This window comes from Micromonospora citrea (genome assembly GCF_900090315.1).
Taxonomy (GTDB): domain Bacteria; phylum Actinomycetota; class Actinomycetes; order Mycobacteriales; family Micromonosporaceae; genus Micromonospora; species Micromonospora citrea.
The window spans coordinates 5,051,038-5,070,785 of the sequence record NZ_FMHZ01000002.1; the positions used below are offsets into that span (position 1 = coordinate 5,051,038).

General features: G+C 73.5%; 15 protein-coding genes. 10 read left to right on the plus strand and 5 right to left on the minus strand.

Translation table 11 applies throughout. The annotated features are described in order from the left end of the window. Positions 1 to 31: 31 nt before the first annotated feature. From GA0070606_RS23195 to GA0070606_RS23215, 5 genes are all read right to left on the minus strand, one after another. Positions 32 to 1,009: a TAXI family TRAP transporter solute-binding subunit gene (locus tag GA0070606_RS23195; protein WP_091104172.1), complete on the minus strand. Its 978-nt coding sequence runs from the start codon at positions 1,007 to 1,009 to the stop codon at positions 32 to 34. After that, complete coding sequence (locus tag GA0070606_RS23200; RefSeq protein WP_091104175.1) at positions 1,006 to 1,401, minus strand: roadblock/LC7 domain-containing protein; 396 nt, start codon at positions 1,399 to 1,401, stop codon at positions 1,006 to 1,008. Before GA0070606_RS23200 ends, GA0070606_RS23195 begins: the two co-directional genes overlap by 4 nt. After that, positions 1,398 to 3,902 (minus strand): sensor histidine kinase, encoded by a 2,505-nt coding sequence (locus GA0070606_RS23205; protein WP_141721769.1) that lies wholly within the window; start codon positions 3,900 to 3,902, stop codon positions 1,398 to 1,400. Before GA0070606_RS23205 ends, GA0070606_RS23200 begins: the two co-directional genes overlap by 4 nt. 69 nt (positions 3,903 to 3,971) lie before the next feature. Next, entirely contained in the window at positions 3,972 to 4,958 is a 987-nt protein-coding gene (locus tag GA0070606_RS23210) for a TAXI family TRAP transporter solute-binding subunit (protein WP_425413110.1), read from the minus strand. A 29-nt stretch (positions 4,959 to 4,987) separates the two neighbouring features. After that, positions 4,988 to 7,111, minus strand: a complete 2,124-nt coding sequence (locus tag GA0070606_RS23215) for a TRAP transporter permease (protein ID WP_091108067.1) — start codon at positions 7,109 to 7,111, stop codon at positions 4,988 to 4,990. A 473-nt stretch (positions 7,112 to 7,584) separates the two neighbouring features. On the opposite strand from GA0070606_RS23215, the gene GA0070606_RS23220 reads away from it, so the two are divergent. The 10 genes from GA0070606_RS23220 to GA0070606_RS23265 all read left to right on the plus strand — a co-directional run bounded on the left by GA0070606_RS23220 (position 7,585) and on the right by GA0070606_RS23265 (position 19,308). Continuing rightward, entirely contained in the window at positions 7,585 to 8,517 is a 933-nt protein-coding gene (locus tag GA0070606_RS23220) for an ABC transporter ATP-binding protein (protein ID WP_091104181.1), read from the plus strand. Positions 8,518 to 8,773: 256 nt separating this feature from the next. Continuing rightward, positions 8,774 to 9,313 (plus strand): hypothetical protein, encoded by a 540-nt coding sequence (locus tag GA0070606_RS23225; protein ID WP_141721771.1) that lies wholly within the window; start codon positions 8,774 to 8,776, stop codon positions 9,311 to 9,313. Between the two features lie 180 nt (positions 9,314 to 9,493). After that, entirely contained in the window at positions 9,494 to 10,300 is an 807-nt protein-coding gene (locus GA0070606_RS23230) for an ABC transporter permease (protein WP_091104187.1), read from the plus strand. A gap of 10 nt (positions 10,301 to 10,310) precedes the next feature. Then, entirely contained in the window at positions 10,311 to 11,120 is an 810-nt protein-coding gene (locus GA0070606_RS23235) for an ABC transporter permease (RefSeq protein WP_091104190.1), read from the plus strand. 66 nt (positions 11,121 to 11,186) lie between these two features. Then, positions 11,187 to 12,305, plus strand: a complete 1,119-nt coding sequence (locus GA0070606_RS23240; protein ID WP_091104193.1) for a YihY/virulence factor BrkB family protein — start codon at positions 11,187 to 11,189, stop codon at positions 12,303 to 12,305. A 427-nt stretch (positions 12,306 to 12,732) separates the two neighbouring features. After that, positions 12,733 to 13,911: an ROK family protein gene (locus GA0070606_RS23245; RefSeq protein WP_091104195.1), complete on the plus strand. Its 1,179-nt coding sequence runs from the start codon at positions 12,733 to 12,735 to the stop codon at positions 13,909 to 13,911. A 295-nt stretch (positions 13,912 to 14,206) separates the two neighbouring features. Then, positions 14,207 to 15,718, plus strand: a complete 1,512-nt coding sequence (locus GA0070606_RS23250) for a sugar ABC transporter ATP-binding protein (protein WP_176737571.1) — start codon at positions 14,207 to 14,209, stop codon at positions 15,716 to 15,718. Beyond that, positions 15,715 to 16,839, plus strand: a complete 1,125-nt coding sequence (locus tag GA0070606_RS23255; protein ID WP_091104197.1) for an ABC transporter permease — start codon at positions 15,715 to 15,717, stop codon at positions 16,837 to 16,839. The genes GA0070606_RS23250 and GA0070606_RS23255 overlap by 4 nt, the downstream gene beginning before the upstream one ends. Positions 16,840 to 16,993: 154 nt before the next feature. Then, on the plus strand, positions 16,994 to 18,049 hold the full coding sequence (locus tag GA0070606_RS23260; protein ID WP_091104199.1) for a substrate-binding domain-containing protein: 1,056 nt from the start codon (positions 16,994 to 16,996) through the stop codon (positions 18,047 to 18,049). A gap of 53 nt (positions 18,050 to 18,102) precedes the next feature. Continuing rightward, complete coding sequence (locus GA0070606_RS23265) at positions 18,103 to 19,308, plus strand: Gfo/Idh/MocA family protein (RefSeq protein WP_176737395.1); 1,206 nt, start codon at positions 18,103 to 18,105, stop codon at positions 19,306 to 19,308. The last annotated feature ends 440 nt before the right edge of the window (positions 19,309 to 19,748 follow it).

Consider the following 19,748-nt stretch of genomic DNA (forward strand, 5'->3'; position numbering starts at 1 on the left):
ACCGCCCCGGCGGACGCCTGACCGGCGCCGGTCAGCCGCTGCGGTAGAACCGGGCCGCGCCGGGGTGCAGCGGGATCGGGTCGGTGCCGGCGGCGCTCTGCCGGGTGAAGTTGCCCCCCTCCGGGTGCACGCTGACCAGGTCGGCCTGATAGGTGAAGAGCAGCCGCGTCAGGTCGTACGCCAACTGGTCCGGCATGTCGGCGCTGACCAGGATGATGTTCGCCACCGTGACCGTCGGCGTGCCGCGCCTGGTCTTGTAGACCTCCTTCGGCAGCTCCGCCGTCGTGTAGACCGCGCCGTACTTCGCGGTGAGCGGCTCGATCAGGTCGGCGATCGGCAGCAGCGCGAACTTCCCCGGCGCGCTGGCCAGCAGGTCGGCGACGCCCGGGGTGGGCAGGCCGCCGGCGAAGAACATCGCGTCGAGGGTGCCCGCGCGCATCCGCTTCACCGTCTCGGGCAGCGACAGGGTGGCGCGGCGGACGTCCCTGTCGGGGTCGAGCCCGGCGGCGGTCAGCAGCCGCCCCGCGACGATGTCCGTGCCCGACTTCGGCGAACCGGTGGAGACCCGCTTGCCACGCAGCTCCGACAGCTTCCCGATCTTGGCGTCGACGCGGACGATCACGTGGGTGTAGTTGCTGTAGACGCGGGCCAGCGCCCGTACCCGCTGGGGCTGCCCCTCGAAGGCCCCGCGTCCCTGGGCGGCGTCCGCCGCGGTGTCCGCGAGACTGAAGGCGATCTCCATGTCGCCGCTGGCCAGCCGGTTGATGTTCTCCACCGACGCGCCGGTCGGTTCGGCCCGGGCCTCGTAGCCGGGCAGGTGCCGGCTGATGATGTCCGCGTAGCCGCCGCCGAGCTGGTAGTAGACGCCGGTGGTGTTGCCGGTGGCGAGGAAGATCCGCCCGCCGTGCCACGGCTGCGGGCCCTCGTCCTCGGCGCCGCAGCCGGCGGCGGCGAGCACGGTCACGCCCACCAGCAGACCCGCCAGCAGCCGGGACAACCGTCCGGTCACGACCGGACCGCCGGTTCCAGCGCCTCCGCCACCCGCTGGACCAGCATGGCGGTCTCGTAGCCGACCTGGCCCAGGTCGCAGCCCGGCGCGGCCAGCACCCCGACGAGCGCACGCTCACCGACCGCCATCACCAGCAGCACGCCGCCGTCCATGTCGACGATCTGCTGGCGTACCCGGCCGGCGGACATCAGCCGGGCGGCGCCGACGGTCAGGCTGGCCAGGCCGCTGATCACGGCGGCGAGCTGGTCGACCTGATCCGTCGCGAGGTGGGGCGACGCCGCCAGGCGCAGCCCGTCGCCGGAGACCGCGAGGGCGTGCGACACGTCCGGCACCTGCTCGGCGAAGTTGGCCAGCAGCCAGTCGAGGCCGGCGCTCGCGGAAGGGTGGTTCATGTGGTTCTCCTGGTGGGTGTCGTCTGCTGGGTACGCGACGCGGCGGCCACGCCCTCGGAGAGCGCGGACAGCCTCGACCGCACCGTCTCAGGATCGAGCAGGTCGTCCTTCGGACGCGGCGCGGGGACGTCGTGCAGGGCGGCGGGCAGCTGGCTGCCCCGGGTGCGCCGGGGCAGCCCGGCTCCGGTGACGCCCGGGGCGGCCGGCGACGGGGGTGGGCCCGCCGGCTGCGGCGGTGGCGTGGGCTGCGCGGGTGTCATCGGGTGCGTCGCTCCCATCGGTGGGCGACCGGCGGTCGGTGCCCCGAGCACGGGCAACGCGACCGTCGGCGCGCGGTGGACGCTGGTCATGTCGGCCGGATAGGCCGGGCGGCCGGCCACCGGCGCCGGCGGGGACGCCGCGGCGGAGCGCGGTTGGAACCAGGCGGTCGTGCCGGCCATCGCGTCGACCGCCGGCCGGCCGGCGGTCGGCACGGACATCGGGATGGTGGCCGGGCCGCCGCCCGGGGCGGCGCCGGCCACCGGCCGGCCGAGGCCGGCGGTGGGGTCCGTGGCGGGACGCGCGGCCACCGCCTCCATCCGGGTCAACACCGACTCCGGGATGTCCACCTGCGCCACGGTGCCCGCGCCGGTGTTGTGCAGTTGTACGCGTACCCCGTGCCGCGCCGCCAGGTGCGACACCACGTGCAGGCCCATGCTGCCGGCCGCCGCGCTGGACAGCGTCGCCGGCATCCGGAGCCGTTCGTTGATCGCCCCCAGGCGGTTGTCGCCGATGCCGATGCCCTGGTCGTGCACCCGCAGCGTCAGACCGTCGATCGTGCGCCGGCCGTCGACGTGCACATGGGTGTGCGGTGGGGAGTAGACGGCGGCGTTCTCCAGCAGCTCGGCGAGCAGGTGCACCAGGTTGCCGACGGCGGCGCCGTCCACCGCCACGGCGGGCACGTCGACGTCGACCCGGGGATAGTCCTCGATCTCGGACGCCGCGGCCCGTACGACGTCGGCCAGCAGGTGTGCGCCCTCCTGCGCGCGTCCGGGCTCGCCGCCGGCGAGGACCAGCAGGTTCTCGCCGTTGCGCCGCATCCGGGCGGCGAGGTGGTCCAGCGCGAAGAGCCGGGACAGCGCGTCCGGGTCGGTCTCCTCCCGTTCGAACTCGTCGAGCAGCCGCAACTGCCGGGTGATCAGGGTACGGATGCGCCGGGCCAGCGCCTCGACCATCCGGGTCACGTCCATGCGCAGCTCGGCCTGCTCACCGGCCAGCCGCAGCGCGGCCTGGTTCACGGTGTCGAAGGCCTCGGCCACCTGGGCGATCTCGTCGCGTCCCTGTCGGATGCCGGCGGTGATCCGGCTCGCCTCACCCTCGCCCGGCGCGCCGCCGCCCGCCGAGATCGCGGTGATCCGCTCGGGCAGCTCGCGGTGGGCCATGGCCAGCGCGGCGGCCCGCAGCCGGCGCAGCCGGCGGCTGGTGCGCACGGCGAGCAGCACGGCGGTGATCAGTGACGCCAGCGCGACGGCGGTGGTCGCGCCACCGGTCACCAGGGCGCGCCGCTCGGCGTCCCGGGCCAGCTCGACCGCCTGCCGGTCGAGGTTCTCGGACAGCTCGCGGCCGAGCAGGTTGTAGCGGCGGATCGCGCCGCTCTGCGCCACGTACCAGGCGTCGCCGTCGGCCCGGAGCCCGGCCGGTTCGGCCTCGGCGTTGAGGGCGCTGTCCCGCATCCGCCGGGCCGTGGAGACGTCGTTGCCCGCCACCAACCGGGTGTACGCGTCCGCCGACCGCCGGCCGGCGATCCGCGAGAACTCGGCCTGGCGCTGCTCCTGGGCGCCGCGCAGCTGGCCGAGGCGGACCAGCTCGCCGTCGACCAGCGCCCCACGGACGAAGACGGTCCGCAGCAGGTCGCGTTCCAGGGCGGCGAGGTGTTCCTGGGCGGCCACCGTCGCCACCTCCCGCGCCCCGTTGGCCAGGCCACGGTCGCGGAGCTGGGCGGGCAGCGCGTCGGCGACGGCGAGCAGCGACTCGACAAGCGCCAGGTAGGTCGCGTCGGCGGTGGTGGCGCCCAGCGCGGTCTGGCGGGCCGGGGCGAGCCGGTCGAGCTGCGCGTCGGCGCCGTCGAGCACCTGGTCGAGGTCCGGGGCGGCGCGGCGGGCGTCCCGGCTGGCGCCCCGGTACCGCTCGACGGAGGTGTCGACCCGCCGTCGTTGCGCGTCGACGAGGGGACGGCCGGTCGAGCCGCCCCGCTGGCGCAGCGCCGCCGTCTCGCCGAGTTCCCGCTCCAGCTCGTGCACGAGGCGCACGGTGGCCGTGGCGGTGCCGGCCAGCACCCGGGCCCGGTCGGCGTCGGCGGAGGCGTCCAGGGCGGTGGCGGTCTGGGTGGCGCCCAGCACCACCAGGCCGATCGTGGCCACCAGGATGGGCGCGAGCAGTTGGGTGCGTACTGACCAGAGCCGGTCGGTGTGGTCGGCGGAGCGGTTGTGCCGGCGCACGCGGGCGGGGTCGGGGAGCGACACTCGGGCCTTCCGGGGGTGGGTCGGGAGGGTGCCGGGTCCGGGGCGTCGCCCGGACCCGGCACCGGCGGGTCAGCTCGCGCCGAGGTCCTGCAGCGCCTTGGCCGCGCCGCGGTGCAGCGGCACGGGCTCGGTCTTGCGGGCGGTCTCCAGGCTGATGCCCTTGGCCGCCGGGTTGGCCTGGGCCAGGGCGTCCTTCTTGTCGAACACCGTCCGGGTGATCGCGCACGCCACGTCGGCGTTGAGGTTCTTGCGGACCAGCAGCACGTTCGGCACCACGATGGTCGGGGTGTCCGCCGTCGTCTTGTAGACGTCGGCGGCGATGGTGCCCGCCTGGTACGCGGGGTTGAGCTCGGCCATCTTCGGTAGCAGCGGGGTGATGTCGATGAACTTCACCTTGTCGCCGGCGGTGGTGAACAGGTCGGTCACGCCGCCCGTGGGCACGCCGCCCGACCAGAAGAGGCCGTCGATGCTGCCGTCCTTGACGCCCTCGACGGTCTTGGTCAGGTCCAGCCGCTGCGCCTGGACGTCCTTGGCCGGGTCGAGGCCGGCGGCCTCCAGCAGCCGGTTGGCGATGACCTCGGTGCCGGACTTCGGGGAGCCCGTGGAGATCTTCTTGCCCTTCATGTCGGCGACCGAGTTGATCCCCGAGTCGGCCCGGACGACGACCTGCGTGTAGTTGTCGTAGATCCGGGCGAGCGCCTCGACCGGCTGGGGCGACGTGAAGGTGCCCTTGCCCTGCACCGCGTTGACCGCCGTGTCGAACAGCGAGAAGGCGACGTCGTACTGGCCGGCGACGAGCTGCTCGATGTTCTGCACCGAGGCGCCGGTCTCGGCGGCGGTGCCGCTCAGCTTGCCGTCGGTCGTGCCGGAGAGCTGGCCGGCGAGGGCGTTGCCGACCACGTAGTAGACGCCGGTGGCGTTGCCGGTGGCGATGCCGACGCGGGTGTTCTCGGTGACCTTGCAGGTGACCTCGCTCGCGGCGTCGTCCTTGGTGGCGCCGTCCTGGCGGCCCCCGCAGCCGGCGACGCCCGCCGCGACGAGCGCCAGCGCACCCATCCCGGCGGCGATCCGCACGTTGGTCCGTATCACTGTTTCTCCTCCCCATGGTGCAGCGTTGGCACTGCTGACGGCTCGCCGGTCCGGCCGGCGGCGCCGCGTCTGACGAGCACACCCGCCACCATGACGGCAGCCAGGACGGCGCCGACCGTGACGGGTACGGGTTCGAGCCAGAGCAGCGTCAGCCCGGCGAGGGCGCCGAGGATCCGCTCCGGCGTGCCGGCCGGGCCGACGCCGGGCAGCCAGCCGCCCGCGGCCACCGCCAGCACGGCGACGCTGAGGGCGGCGACGACCCCGGCCACGGCGATCCGCTGCGCGCCCCCGATGCCGAGCAGCCCGAGACCGGTCGGGGTGACCACGAAGGCGAGCGGGATGAGGTAGGCGGGCAGGGCGTACCGCAGGGTCTGCCACATGGTCGGCACCAGCCGGCCGCCGGTCACGGCGGCGGCGGCCACCGCGGCGAGCGCGGTCGGCGGCGACGCCTCGGACAGGACCGCGAAGTAGAAGACGAACATGGCGGCGGCCGGCGCGGTGACGCCCAGGTCCAGCAGGGCCGGACCGATGATGACCCAGCCGATCACGAACGACGCGGTGACCGGCACGGCCAGCCCGAGCAGCGTGAGGGCGACGGCGGCGAGGACGGCGGTGAGCGCCAGCACCACGGCCGGGTCGGAGCTGACGGCCTGGGCCCCGCTGACCAGCAGCGCCGCCGCCTGTGGGCCGAGGCCGGTCTTGGTGGTGGTGGCCGTGATGATGCCGGCCGCGGCGCAGACCGCGCTCACGGCGAGCACCCCGCGCACGCCGGCGCTCAGCGCGGAGAGCAGGCGGGCGGGGGTGAGCCGGTGCCGACGATCCAGGTAGGACAGCGTGGCGGCCAGGACGGTGGCGAGCACCACGGCGCGGGTCGCGGAGAAGCCCACCGCGAGCAGCACGACGATCGCCAGCAGCGATAGGAAGTGGTAGCCGAACCTGCCCAGCAGCCGCCAGGGCGAGGTGGTGTCGAGCACCACCGGGCGCACCCCCGAGCGTCGGGCGTCGATCTCCACCGCGAGCAGGATGCCGAGGTAGTAGAGCACCGTCGGGACGGTCGCCCAGCCGAGCACCTGCAGGTACGACACGCCGAGGTACTCGGCGATGATGAAGGCCGCCGCGCCGAGGGTGGGCGGGGACAGGATCGCCCCGACGCCGGCCGCGGCGAGCATGCCGCCCGCGCGCTCCGGCGGGTAGCCGGCCCGCCGCAGGACGGGCCAGGTCACCGCGCCGATGCTGACGGTCGTCGCCGCGCCGGAGCCGGAGACGGTGCCGAGCAGGAAGCCCGAGGCGACGGCCGTGCGCCCGGCCGCCGTCCGGGAGCGCCGGAACGCGGCGGCGGAGAGCTCCACGAAGAACCGGCCGGCCCCGGAGAGGTCCAGCACCGCGCCGTAGATGGTGAACAGCACGATGTACGTCGCCGCCACGTCGAGCGGGGTGCCGTAGAAGCCGCTGTCGGAGTTGTAGAAGGCGTCGACGAGCTGCCCGAAGTCGAGGCCGGCGTGGGCCACCGGCCAGGACTGGGGCAGCAGCCCGCCGTAGTAGCCGTAGGCGAGGAAGACCAGGCAGACGGCCGGCAGGATCCATCCGGTGGTGCGCCGGCACGCCTCCAGCAGCAGCAGGAGCAGCACCGTCCCCATGGCCACGTCGACCCCGACCAGCAGGCCCTGTCGGTCGAGGAAGGCGTCGTACCCGCCGCCGCCGGCGCCGAGGCGGATCGGCAGCACCGGGTAGAGGCAGCTGACCAGCGCCGCGGCGGCCAGCACCCAGTCGGCGACGCTCGGGCCGCGCTCGCCGGCGTCGGGCCGGTCCGCTCCGTCCGGTCCCCGCCCTCCGCGCCGCAGGCGCCGGGGCAGTCGCAGATCCGCCGGGTACGCCAGGAAGACGATCGGCAGGACGCCGGCCAGGAAGATCATCAGGTAGAACTTGCTGCCCTGCGGGAGCGGGCGGAACACCTGCCAGAGGGCGAGCAGCGCGATCGCCAGGGTGGCGCCGGTGACCAGGACCGCGACGGGCCCGGAAAGCGGCCGCTCCGGCTTCTCCTCCTCGAACTGGGCGGCCAGGTCCCGTGGATCGGGCGCACCCGGATCGGTCCGCTCGGTGGGCTCCGGGGGCAGGGGCATCGGGGCGTCGTCCACGCTGGATCCGGAGGCCGCCGAAGGCTGCTGGGGGGCGGATTCGCCGGGGGAACGTACTGGTGACACGAGGGGGCACGATACGCGAATTGCACACCCGAGGGGAATATTGCTGATCATAATTGCGGTAAGTAATGGTTGGGGGTGATCAATTACGCAGAGGCACCTTGTTTGGGCCGGCTATTGATCGGAATGTGCACCGCAACTGGCGGCAATACGGATTGCTGGCGACCGTTTGAATCCATCTTGTCCACTATGGCCCCCGGCGTGGCCAGCCGGAGCCACCGGTCGGCCACGCGCCGTCGCCGCGTCCCCTGCTGGTGGCCCCATGACGGAGAGTAGTTTCGTCGCTCTCCGTGCCCGTCGGCTGGTCGATTCCGCCGCTTCGCGGGCGCGTCCCGCCGCGCTCGCGGCCCGCGAATCCGGTGGGAGGTGTCGGTCGGGGCGGCTAGGGTCGGGCGGTGACCACGGCTCGACCACTCATCCAGGCGGAAGGGTTGGTGAAGCGGTTCGGCGACTTCACCGCCGTCGACGGCATCGACGTCGAGGTGCGCGCCGGTGAGGCCTTCGGCTTCCTCGGACCCAACGGCGCCGGCAAGTCCTCCACCATGCGGATGGTCGGGTGTGTCTCCCCGCCCAGCGGTGGCAGGCTGCGCATCCTCGGCATGGATCCGGTCCGCGACGGGCCGGCCATCCGTGCCCGGCTCGGCGTCTGCCCCCAGCTCGACAACCTCGACCCCGAGCTGACCGTCCGGGAGAACCTCACGACCTACGCGCGCTACTTCGGCGTCCCCCGCCGGGTGGCCCGGGCGCGCGCCGCCGAGCTGCTCGACTTCGTCCAGCTCGGCGAGCGGGCCGACAGCAAGGTCGAGCCCCTCTCCGGAGGCATGAAACGCCGGCTGACCATCGCCCGCGCGCTGGTCAACGAGCCGGAGATCGTGCTGCTCGACGAGCCGACGACCGGGCTCGACCCGCAGGCCCGGCACCTGGTGTGGGAGCGGCTGTTCCGGCTCAAGCAGCAGGGCGTCACGCTGGTGCTCACCACGCACTACATGGACGAGGCCGAGCAGCTCTGCGACCGCCTGGTCGTGATGGACGGCGGGCGGATCGTCGCCGAGGGTTCGCCACGCGCGCTGATCGAGCGGCACGCCACCCGCGAGGTGGTGGAACTGCGGTTCGCCGCCGAGTCGCAGGAGGACCTCGCAGGCAAGCTCGACGGCCTGGGGGAGCGGGTCGAGGTGCTGCCGGACCGGATTCTGCTCTACGTCGCCGACGGCGACGCGGCCGTCGCGGAGGTCGGCGCCTCGGGGCTGCACCCCGCCAACGTGCTGATTCGGCGCAGCAGCCTGGAGGACGTCTTCCTCCACCTGACCGGCCGCACCCTGGTCGACTGACCGGCCCGCCGACGTCCGGGCTCGCCGGCCGCCGGAGTCGCGGTCGCGGGCCCGCTGGTGTCGCGGTCGCCGGCCGCTGGTGTCCCGGCCCGCGCCGACCCGGCCCGCTGGGTCGGGGTCGCCGGCGCGCGGTTGCCGCCGGGGCGCCGGCTCGCGGTTGCCCGGCCCGGCAGGGGCCGCCGGACGCGGCGATGATGATCCTTCGTAGCATCGGCGGGCCGCGGCACGCCGCCGCCGGCGAGAGCACGGGGGTGTCATGTCGAGGTTGCAGTTCCAGTCCCGGCACCAGGCCGGGTTGGGCGCTCTTTATCTGGGTGTCTTCGCCACCATCTGGTTCAGCGTGCCGGCCGCGGACCTACCGCTGCGGGCCCTGCTCGTCGTGGGCAGCGGCGTGGCGCTGCTCACGGCGGTGGCCGGCGCGGTCGTGGCGGCGCGGAGCCGGAGGGCCGCCGTCGCCCGGGACCGCACCGCCGACCGCCGGTACCTGCTGATCGTCGCCGCAGAGTTCGCCGCCGCCGGGATCGGGGCCGCCGTGCTCGGCCTCGTGGGCTGGTCGGAGTTCGCTCCGGTGCTGGTGTGCGCCGTGGTGGGGTTGCACTTCTTCCCGCTCACCCCGGTGCTGCGCGACCCGCTGCTGCGTCCCCTCGGCGCCGCCATGTGCGCCGTCGCGCTGGCCGGGCTGATCACCGGGCTCGCCTCGGGGGTGTCGGCGGGCCTGGTCGTCGGCACCGGCGCCGGCGTGCTGCTGCTCGGCTACGCGGTGCTGTCGCTCGTACGCGCCCTCCGCACGCGCTGACCGTCGGCCGGCGGCCACCCGCGCGGGCAGTCGACCGTGGGTCAGGCCCTCGGCACCGCCAGGGCGGCCGGCCGCGAAACGGGACGACAGGGCGGACGGCCCGCCGTAGGGTTGCCGCGGTCTGTCGTACCGTCCGGGTAGGAAGGCCGTGGTGGACGCGGAGCGAGGCGGGGTGGTCGCGTGAGCGCGGCGCAACAGGCACGGGAGCGGGCACGGCCCTCGCTGCCGCGGGTGCCGGCGCTGGCGGTGCTGGCCCACCACCTGGTCGGCTACCGGCGCACCTGGCGGGGCGGGGTCTTCTCGTCCTTCCTGCTGCCGGTGTTGACCGTGCTCGGGTTCGGGCTCGGCGTCGGGGCCTACATCGACGAGGGCGTCGGCGGGGTGCGCTACCTCGACTGGATCGTGCCCGGCCTCATCGCGTCGACCGCGCTGCAGACGGCGATCGGCGAGTCGACGTGGCCGGTGTTCAGCAACTTCCAGTGGATCAAGACCTACTTCGCGCAGAGCGCCGCGCCCCTGCGGGTGGGCGACATCCTCACCGGTCACCTGGCCTTCGTGGTGTTCCGGGTGCTGACCACCATCGCCGCGTTCCTGCTGGTGACGGCGTTGTTCGGGGCGCTGCGCTCACCGTGGGCGGTGGCCGCCCTGCCGGTGGTGGCGCTGCTCGGCCTCGCCGTCGCCGCGCCGACCTTCGCGTACGCGGCGGTGGTGTCCACCGACAGTTGGCTGGCGATGCTGCTCCGCTTCGCGGTGATCCCGATGACGCTCTTCGCCGGGGTGTTCTTCCCCGTGGAGTCGCTGCCCACGGCGCTGCGCTGGCTGGCGTACGCCACGCCGCTGTGGCACGGCGTCGACCTGTGCCGGGCGGCGACGCTGGGCACCGCTCCCCAGTGGTCGGTCGCCGGTCACCTGCTCTACCTCGCGGCATGGGTGGTCGCCGGCTGGCTGCTGGCCCGTCGCGCGTTCCGTCGCCGGCTCGTCGTCTAGGGAGGCGCCCGTGGTCAGTCTCGTCCTGCCCCGGCTGGTCGACGTCTCCGGCGCGTCCCGTCGGGCGGCGTCGGTGGCCGAGCGCAACGTCGCGGCCCTGAAGTCCGTCTACTGGCTGCTGCTGGTGTCCGGGTTCGTCGAGCCGCTGCTCTACCTGCTCTCCATCGGCGTCGGGGTGGGCGCGCTGGTCGGCGACCTGACGCTGCCCGAAGGCCAGGTGGTCACGTACGCGGCGTTCGTCGCCCCGGCCATGCTCGCCTCGTCGGCGATGACGGGCGCGCTGTCGGAAACGACGTTCAACTTCTTCGGCAAGATGAAGTACATGAAGCTGTACGACGGGGTGATCGCCACCCCGGTGCAGCCGTTCGAGATCGCCCTCGGGGAGTTGGGCTGGGCGATGCTGCGGGGCGGCTCCTACTCGGCCGCGTTCCTGGTGGTGATGGTGGGGATGGATCTGACCACCGCGGCGCGGGCGCTGGTCGCCTTTCCCGCGGCGGTGCTGGTCGGCTTCGCCTTCGGCGCGCTCGGCATGACGATCTCGACCTTCATGCGCAGCTGGCAGGACTTCGACCTGATGGGCTCGGCCCAGTTCACGCTCTTCCTCTTCTCCGGCACGTTCGTCCCGGCCGAGGCCTATCCGGCCCTGCTGCGCTGGGTGGTCGAGGTGACCCCGCTCTACCGCGCGGTGCACCTGATCCGCGGCGTCACCGTGGGCACCGCCGGCCCGGAGTGGGTGCTCGACGTGCTCTACCTGCTCGGCGTGCTGGCCGTCGGTCTGCTGGTCGCGTCGCGCCGGATGGGCAGGTTGCTCTACAAGTAGGTGGTTAACCGTCGCCGCTGCCGGGGCATGTCGAGGGGACACGAACCGACCAGCAGGGGAGGGGCGATGGCCTCCGACGAGTCTTCCGCCCGCGGGCGCGACCACGACGTTTCCGGGGCGGTGGGCGCGGGGCGGGCGGGCGGTGACCGCCGGGCGGGCGGCGCCGACCGGAGTCCGGATCCCGGGCACGGCGAACGGCACCGCGCCGGGCGCGGCCCCGTCGGGCCCGACGAGGGCCCCGACAGCCCGACCGAGTTGCCGGGCACCGGGTGGAAGGCGGCGCTGCGTCGCACGCTGCGCGAGTTCCAGGAGGACAGCCTCACCGACTGGGCGGCGGCCCTGACCTACTACGGCGTGCTCTCCATCTTCCCCGGCCTGCTGGTGCTGGTCTCGATCCTCGGCCTGCTCGGCCCGGAGGCGACGCAGGGCGTCAAGGACACCGTCAACCAGGCCGTTCCGCAGGAGAACGTCCGGCAGATCGTCGAGGGCGCGATCAACCAGGCGCAGCAGAGCGGCGGGTTCGCCGGCCTCGCCGCCATCCTCGGTCTGGTGGCCGCGTTCTGGTCGGCGTCGGGCTACATCGCCGCCTTCATGCGCGCCTCGAACACGATCTACGACGTCCCGGAAGGGCGGCCGATCTGGAAGACGCTGCCGATCCGCGTCGGCGTCACCGCGCTGATCGGCGTGATGCTGCTGGCCAGCGCGGTGATCGTGGTCTTCACGGGCGGCTTCGCCGAGCAGGCCGGTGAGGCGATCGGGCTGGGCTCCACCGCGGTGACCGTGTGGAACATCGCCAAGTGGCCGGTGCTGCTGCTCCTGGTGAGCCTGATGTTCGCGATCCTCTACTGGGCCTCGCCGAACGCGCGGCACGGCGGGTTCCGCTGGGTCAGCCCGGGCGGCGTGCTGGCCGTGGTGATCTGGCTGATGATCTCCGGCCTCTTCGCCCTCTACGTCACCAACTTCGGCTCGTACAACAAGACGTACGGGGCGCTCGCGGGTGTGATCATCTTCCTGATCTGGCTGTGGCTGAGCAACATCGCGATCCTCCTCGGCGCGGAGTTCGACGCCGAACTGGAGCGCAGCCGCGCCATCGAGGCAGGGCACTCGCCCGACGAGGAGCCCTACGTCGAGCTCCGCGACGACCGCAAGCTCAAGAAGAAGCGCAACGCGCCGGCCCGCCGCTGATCCCGCACGCCCGACATCGCACCGCTCCCGCGCCCCGCCGCCCACCCGGTCGGCGGGGCGCTTCCCTCTGCGCCCCACCACCCCCTCAACCCCGCCCCGCCCACCCTCGCCCCCGCCCCCGCGTGCCCGCTGCCGCGATCTTGCAGTTTCGGCCCCTCGGATCGCCCGGTTACGCCCCGGTCGCGGCATATGTCGAGGGCGCGAACTGCAAGATCGCGGGGGGAGGGAGGGGGAGGGAGGGGGTCGCGGCGGGCGCGGCGGGGCGGGCGGGAGCGGGTGGCGCAGGGCGGGCTTTTGCTCGATCCGACAAAAGTTGGTGTCGAATCTGCCGAAGGTATGGACAGCCCGCGCAGAAGGCTCCTACTGTGTCGGACACAACACCTCGGCGTCAGTCGATGTGAAGCGAGCCCGTGAAGAGGTGAGTCCGGTGCGGAGCATCGATCCCCTGCACGTACGGCTGTTGCGGCTGCTCCGCGACGAGGGGGCCGTGTCCCGGGCCGAGCTGGGCGCCCGGCTCCAGATGCCCCGCCCCCGGCTGCTGGCCGAGCTGGAACGCCTGGTCGGCCTCGGCTACGTGGCCGAGGCGGGTCTGGCCGCCTCCCGGGGCGGTCGCCGATCCACCCTGGTCGAACTGAGCCCGCGCCTGCGCTTCGCCGCCGTCGACCTCGGCGCCAGCTCGATCGACGTCGAGGTCGTCAACGGGCGCCTGGAACCGGTGGCCGCCTACGCCGAGCCGGCCGACATCCGCACCGGCCCGAAGGCGATCCTCCAGCGGGTCAACGAGCTGCTGCACAAGGCCCGGGCCGATGGCGCCTACGAGCGGCTCGACGCCGTCGGCATCGGGGTGCCCGGCCCGGTCAGCTTCCGCGACGGCGTCCCGGTCTCCCCGCCGATCATGCCGGGCTGGGACCGGTTCCCGGTGCGCGAGCTGCTCACCCGCGAGCACGGCTGCCCGGCGGTGGTCGACAACGACGTCAACATCATGGCCATCGGGGAGCGACACGGCGGGGTCGCCCACTCCGTGGACGACTTCCTCTTCGTGAAGATCGGCACCGGAATAGGGTGCGGGATCTACCTCAGCGGCGAGGTCTACCGGGGCACCGACGGCTGCGCCGGGGACATCGGCCACATCCAGGTCGACGCGCAGGGCCCCATGTGCTCCTGCGGCAACGTCGGCTGCCTGGAGGCGCTGTTCAGCGGCGCCGCGCTGGCCAAGGACGCGACCACCGCCGCGCGCAGCGGGGTGTCGCCCGCGCTGGCCGAGCGCCTCGCCGCACGCGGCGCGGTGACGGCGCTGGACGTCGCCGGGGGCGCCGTCGAGGGGGACGTGACGTGCATCCAACTGATCCGCGACGGGGGGCGGCGGGTGGGTGGGGTCCTGGCCGGGCTGGTCAGCTTCACCAATCCGTCGATGATCGTGATCGGCGGCGGGCTCGCCCAGCTCGGGCACATCCTGCTCGCCGAGATCCGCAGCGTCGTCTACCGCCGGTCGCTGCCGCTGGCGACCGGCAACCTTCCCGTCGTCCTCTCCGAACTCGGCCCGCGCGCCGGCGTGGCCGGCGCGGCCGTGCTCGCCAGTGACGTCGCCTTCGCGGAGGCATCGTGAGCGCGAGGAGTGAGCCGGGTCTGCGAGCCCCGCAGTCGCGATCGGAAGGTGGGCCTGTGAGCGCGAGGAGTGAGCCGGGTCTGCGAGCCCCGCAGTCGCGATCGGAAGGTGGGCCTGTGAGCGCGAGGAGTGAGCCGGGTCTGCGAGCCGCGCAGTCGCGATCGGAGAAGGCATCGTGACCGAGCGCGAGGAGGAGACCGTGGTCCCATCCGAGGAGACGCCCGCCGGGTCGGCGGAGGCCGTCCCCGTCGGCGCCCCGCTGGTCGAGACGCCCGCCGACGCCGTCGCGGGCGAGGTGGTGCTGCGCCTCACCGACGTGGTCAAGACCTTTCCGGGCGTACGGGCCCTGGACGGGGTGCGCCTGGAGGTGCGCGCCGGCGAGGTGCACTGCCTGCTCGGGCAGAACGGCGCCGGCAAGTCCACCCTGATCAAGGTGCTCGCCGGGGTGCACCGGCCCGACTCGGGGCTCGTCGAGTGGCGGGGCGAGCCGACCACGTTCGCCGATCCGCAGGCCGCCATGCGCGCCGGCATCGCCACCATCTACCAGGAACTCGACCTGGTCGAGGACCTCTCGGTCGCGGAGAACGCCTTTCTCGGCCACGAGCCGCGTCGGCTCGGCTTCGTCCGGCGGGGCGCCATGGTCCGGCGTACCCGGCAGATACTCGGCCGGCTCGGCCACGCCGAGATCCCGCCCGGACGGATGGTGCGCGCGCTGCCCGCCGCCGGCAAGCAGATCGTCAGCATGGCCCGCGCCCTCTCCCACGAGGCCCGGCTGATCATCATGGACGAGCCGAGCGCCGTGCTGGCCCACGACGAGGTGGGCAACCTGTTCCGGATCATCCGGGAGCTGACCGCGCAGGGCATCGCCGTCATCTACATCTCGCACCGGCTGGAGGAGATCCGCGAGATCGGCGACCGGGTCACCGTACTCAAGGACGGCCGGACCACCGCGGCGAACCTGTCGGCGCGCGACACCCCGACCCGCGACCTGGTCAGCCGGATGACCGGCCGCACCATCGAGTACGTCTTCCCGGACCGCCCGGCCGGCGCGGCCGGCGGCGCGCAGCTGCTCACGGTCGAGGGGCTGACCCGGGCCGGTGAGTTCGCCGACGTCTCGCTCGACGTCCGGGCCGGCGAGATCGTCGGCATCGCCGGGCTGGTCGGCTCGGGCCGTTCCGAGCTGCTGGAGACCATCTACGGCGCGCGCCGCGCCGACGCCGGCTCGGTGCGGATGGCCGGCCGGGCGCTGCGCCCCGGCAGCGTCGGCGCGGCGGTACGGGCCGGCATGGGAATGGCCCCCGAGGAGCGCAAGAGCCAGGCGCTGCTGCTGGGCGAGCCGATCTACCGCAACGTGACCCTGGCGACCTTCGCCCGCTACGCCCGCGCCGGGTTCACCGACGCCGGGCGGGAACGGGCCGAGGCGGACCGGATCGCCGAGAGCCTGGAGCTGCGCCCCCGCGACGTACGCCGGCCGGTGCGCACCCTCTCGGGCGGCAACCAGCAGAAGGTGGTGGTCGGCCGCTGGCTGCTCGGCGACACCCGGCTGCTGCTGCTCGACGAGCCGACCCGGGGCGTCGACGTCGGCGCGCGGGCGGAGCTCTACCAGGTGATCCGGGGGCTGGCCGCGCGCGGCGTCGGGGTGCTGCTGGTCTCCAGCGAGGTCCCCGAGGTGCTCGGCCTGGCCGACCGGGTGCTGGTGATGCGGGAGGGGCGGGTCGTCCACGAGGCCCCGGCCCGCGAACTCGACGAGAACACCGTGCTCGACCTCGTCATGGCGGGGTCCCTGATGGAAGGCGCACCGGCATGACCGAGGGTCCTGTTCCCACCGTGGCGCCGCAGGCTGCGGCGCAACTGCCGGCGCAGTCGCCGCCGGTGGATCCGGCGCAGACCGGGGCGGGCGTCGACAAGAGGCCGGCACCGGGCCGGATCTCCTGGTGGCGGGGCGACGGCGGCGAGGGCGCCCGCCGCAACCTCGGCCTGATCGGGGTGCTGGTCGTGCTCGTCGTGATCGGCGCCCTCACCCGCTCCGACCTGTACTCGAACCCGGACTGGGTGTGGGACAACGTCCTGAGCATCCTCAAGCTGGCGGCCGTGGTCGGCGTGGTCACCGTCGGCATGACCTTCGTGATCATCGGCGGCGGCATCGACCTCTCCGTCGGCGCGATCGTCGCGCTGGCCGGCGTCTGGTGCACCACGGTGGCCACCCAGAGCTACGGCGCCGGCGGCATGATCTTCAGCGCGCTCACCGTCGGGCTGGCGGTCGGCCTGGTCAACGGGCTGCTCATCTCGTACGGCCGGCTGGTGCCGTTCATCGCGACCCTCGCGATGCTGGTGGCGGCCCGGGGCCTGGCGGCCGAGATCTCCGACAAGCAGACCCAGGTGTCGGAGAACGGCTTCATCAACGGGCTCGCCAGCAACAGCCTGCTGGGCATCCCGCTGCTGGTCTACATCCTCGCCGCCGTGGTGGCCGCCGGCTGGGTGCTGCTCAACCGCACCACCTTCGGCCGGCGTACGGTCGCCGTCGGCGGCAACCCGGAGGCCGCCCGGCTCGCCGGCATCAACGTCCGGCGGCACACCGTGCTGCTCTACGCGCTCTCCGGGCTCTGCTGCGGGATCGCCGCCATCATGCTCACCGCCCAGGCCAACTCGGCGCAGGCGGCGATGGCGAACCTCTACGAGCTGGACGCGATCGCCGCCGCGATCATCGGCGGCACGCTGCTCAGCGGCGGGCGGGGCACCATCATCGGTTCCCTGCTCGGGGTGGTCATCTTCGCCACCATCACCAACCTCTTCGCCATCAACGGCCTCTCCACGGAGGCCCAGAACATGGTCAAGGGCGGCATCATCGTCGCCGCCGTACTGGTCCAGCAGGTCCAGTTCCGCAGCCTCACCCAGTTCCTGAACCGCAACCGGCTCACCACCACCTGACCCGCACCACAGCACACCCGGCCGGGTCGCACCGACCCGCATCCGCACTCCCGCGACATCCGGGCCACCCGAGCGACGGTGGCCGGGCACCGCACGCGCTCTTCCGTTCCGCACCGCGAGATTTCCTCCACCACCGTCAACCCAGGAGGTCGTCATGACCCAGCACAGTCGCGACATGTCGCGTCGCCGGCTGCTCTTCGGCGGGGCCGCCGTCGGCGCCGGCGTGCTGCTCGCCGGCTGCACCAGCAACGAGGCCAAGCCGACCGAGGCGCAGACCAAGGCGGCGGCCGCGCCGGGCGGCAACAACGAACCCGGCAAGCGGGTCGTCATCGGCTTCTCCGCGCCGGCCGCCGACCACGGCTGGATCGCCGCCATCACCAACAACGCCAAGGCGCAGGCCGGGACGTACTCCGACGTGGAGTTCAAGTCGGTCGAGGCCGGCGCGGACGCGGCGGCCCAGCGGGCGGCGCTGTCCACGCTGATCTCGCAGAAGCCCGACGTGATCGTGCTGCTGCCGCACGACGGCAAGGAGCTCAACGCGTTCGGGCTGGAGGCGATGAAGGCCGGCGTGCCGGTGGTCAACCTGGACCGGGCGTTCCCCGACGCGCGGGCCTACCGGCTCCAGATCAAGGGCGACAACTACGGCATGGGCGTGGCCGCCGCCACCTACATGATCGAGCAGTTCAAGGCCAAGGGCGTCAGCAACCCCGTGATCGCCGAGATCGCCGGCATGGACGAGCTGGAGCTGACCCAGGAGCGGTCGAAGGGCTTCCTCGACACCCTGACGGCGAGCGGCTTCAAGGTCGCCAACCGCCGGGCCGCCCGGTTCACGGCCGACTCGGGGCAGCAGGAGGCGGCGCAGCTGCTCCAGGCCCTGCCGAAGATCGACGCGCTCTGGAACCACGACGACGACCAGGGCATCGGCGTGCTGGCCGCGGTCAACCAGAGCGGCCGCAAGGAGTTCTTCATGGTCGGCGGCGCCGGCTCGAAGAAGGCGATGGAGGACATCCAGGCGGACAACACGGTGCTGAAGGCGACGGTGACCTACAGCCCCTCGATGGCCTCCTCGGCCATCTCCCTGGCCCGGCTGATCGGCCAGGGCAGGGGCATGTCCGACCTGGTGGAACTCCAGGTGCCCAAGGAGATCATCCTCGCCTCGGAGACGATCACCAAGGAGAACGCGGGCAGCTACCTCAAGCTCGGGTTCTGACACACGGGGGGAGACCCACCTTGTCCACGACAGACAGACAACTGCGGGTCGGCATGGTCGGCTACGCGTTCATGGGCGCCGCGCACTCGCAGGCGTGGCGCACCGTGAACCGGGTGTTCGACCTGCCGGCGCGGGCCCGGATGTCGCTGATCTGCGGCCGGGACGCCGGGAAGGTGGCCGACGCCGCCGACCGGCTCGGCTGGGACGCGTACACGACGGACTGGCGCGACCTGATCGCCCGGGACGACATCGACGTGGTCGACGTCTGCACGCCCGGGGACAGCCACGCCGAGATCGCCCTCGCCGCGCTGGCCGCCGGCAAGCACGTGCTGTGCGAGAAGCCGTTGGCCAACACGGTCTCCGAGGCCCGGGCGATGGCCGCCGCGGCGGTCACCGCGCAGGCCGCCGGGGTGCGGTCGATGTGCGGGTTCAACTACCGGCGGGTGCCGGCGGTCGCGATGATGCGCCAGTTCGTCGCCGACGGGCGGCTCGGGGTGATCCGGCACGTCCGGGCGACGTACCTGCAGGACTGGATCGTGGACCCGCAGTTCCCCCTGGTGTGGCGGTTGCAGCGGGACAAGGCCGGCTCCGGCGCGCTCGGCGACATCGGCGCGCACATCATCGACCTGACCCAGTACGTCACCGGCCGGCGGATCACCGGGGTCAGCGCGGTCACCGAGACGTTCGTCAAGGAGCGGCCGCTGCCGGCCGGGTCGAGCGGGCTGGCGGCGACGGTGGACGGGGCGGCGGTCGACGGCAACGGCGCCGACGGTCACCGCCCGGCCACCGGGGCGGTCACCGTCGACGACGCGGCGGTCTTCGTGGCCCGCCTCGACGGCGGCGTGCTGGCGACGTACGAGGCGAGCCGCTTCGCCACCGGACGCAAGAACGCCCTCCGGGTGGAGATCAACGGCTCGTTGGGCACGGTGGCCTTCGACCTGGAACGCCTCAACGAGCTGGAGTTCTACGACGCGACGCGACCCGCCGGCGAGCAGGGTTTCAGCCGCATCCTGGTGACCGAGGGGGAGCACCCGTACATGTCCGCGTGGTGGCCGCCCGGCCATCTCATCGGCTACGAGCACTCCTTCACCCACCAGGCGCGCGACTTCGTCGAGGCGGTCGCCACCGGCGTCGACCCGGCGCCCTCCTTCGTCGACGGGTTGCAGGTCCAGCTGGTGCTGGACGCGGTGACCCGGTCGGCGGAGCTGGGCTCCTCGTGGACCGAGGTGGAGCCGGCCCTGGCCACGGTCGCCGCCTGAGCCGACTCCGGCGCCGACCGGCGAGGGACCGGCCGCGGTTGCGCCCCGCGGCCGGGACGAGGTCGGAGCCGGAGGACGTGCGGCCGGGCCGGCGTGGCCCGGTGACGCACGAGCAGAACGGTCGTCCGGTGCGGCCGGACCGGGATTCCCCGGTCGCACCGGAGGACCGTCACCACCCGGCGACCGTTGCCGGGCCGTGTCACCCCACGACGTCCGGTCGGCGCGCGCCGTCGTCCCGACCGGCGGACGCGGGGGAGGCAGGGACGAGACGCCGACCGGCCCTGCCTGCCAGCCCCGTCCGTCCGTGCCCGCGCCGGGATCCGGGCCGGGGTCGTCGCCGCCGACGTCGACACCGGACCGGTGGGCTCCTCCCGGGGCGGCCGGCGGACGGGGCCCATCCGCATAGATGCATATCTTTCTGAACAAACTTCTGATATCTA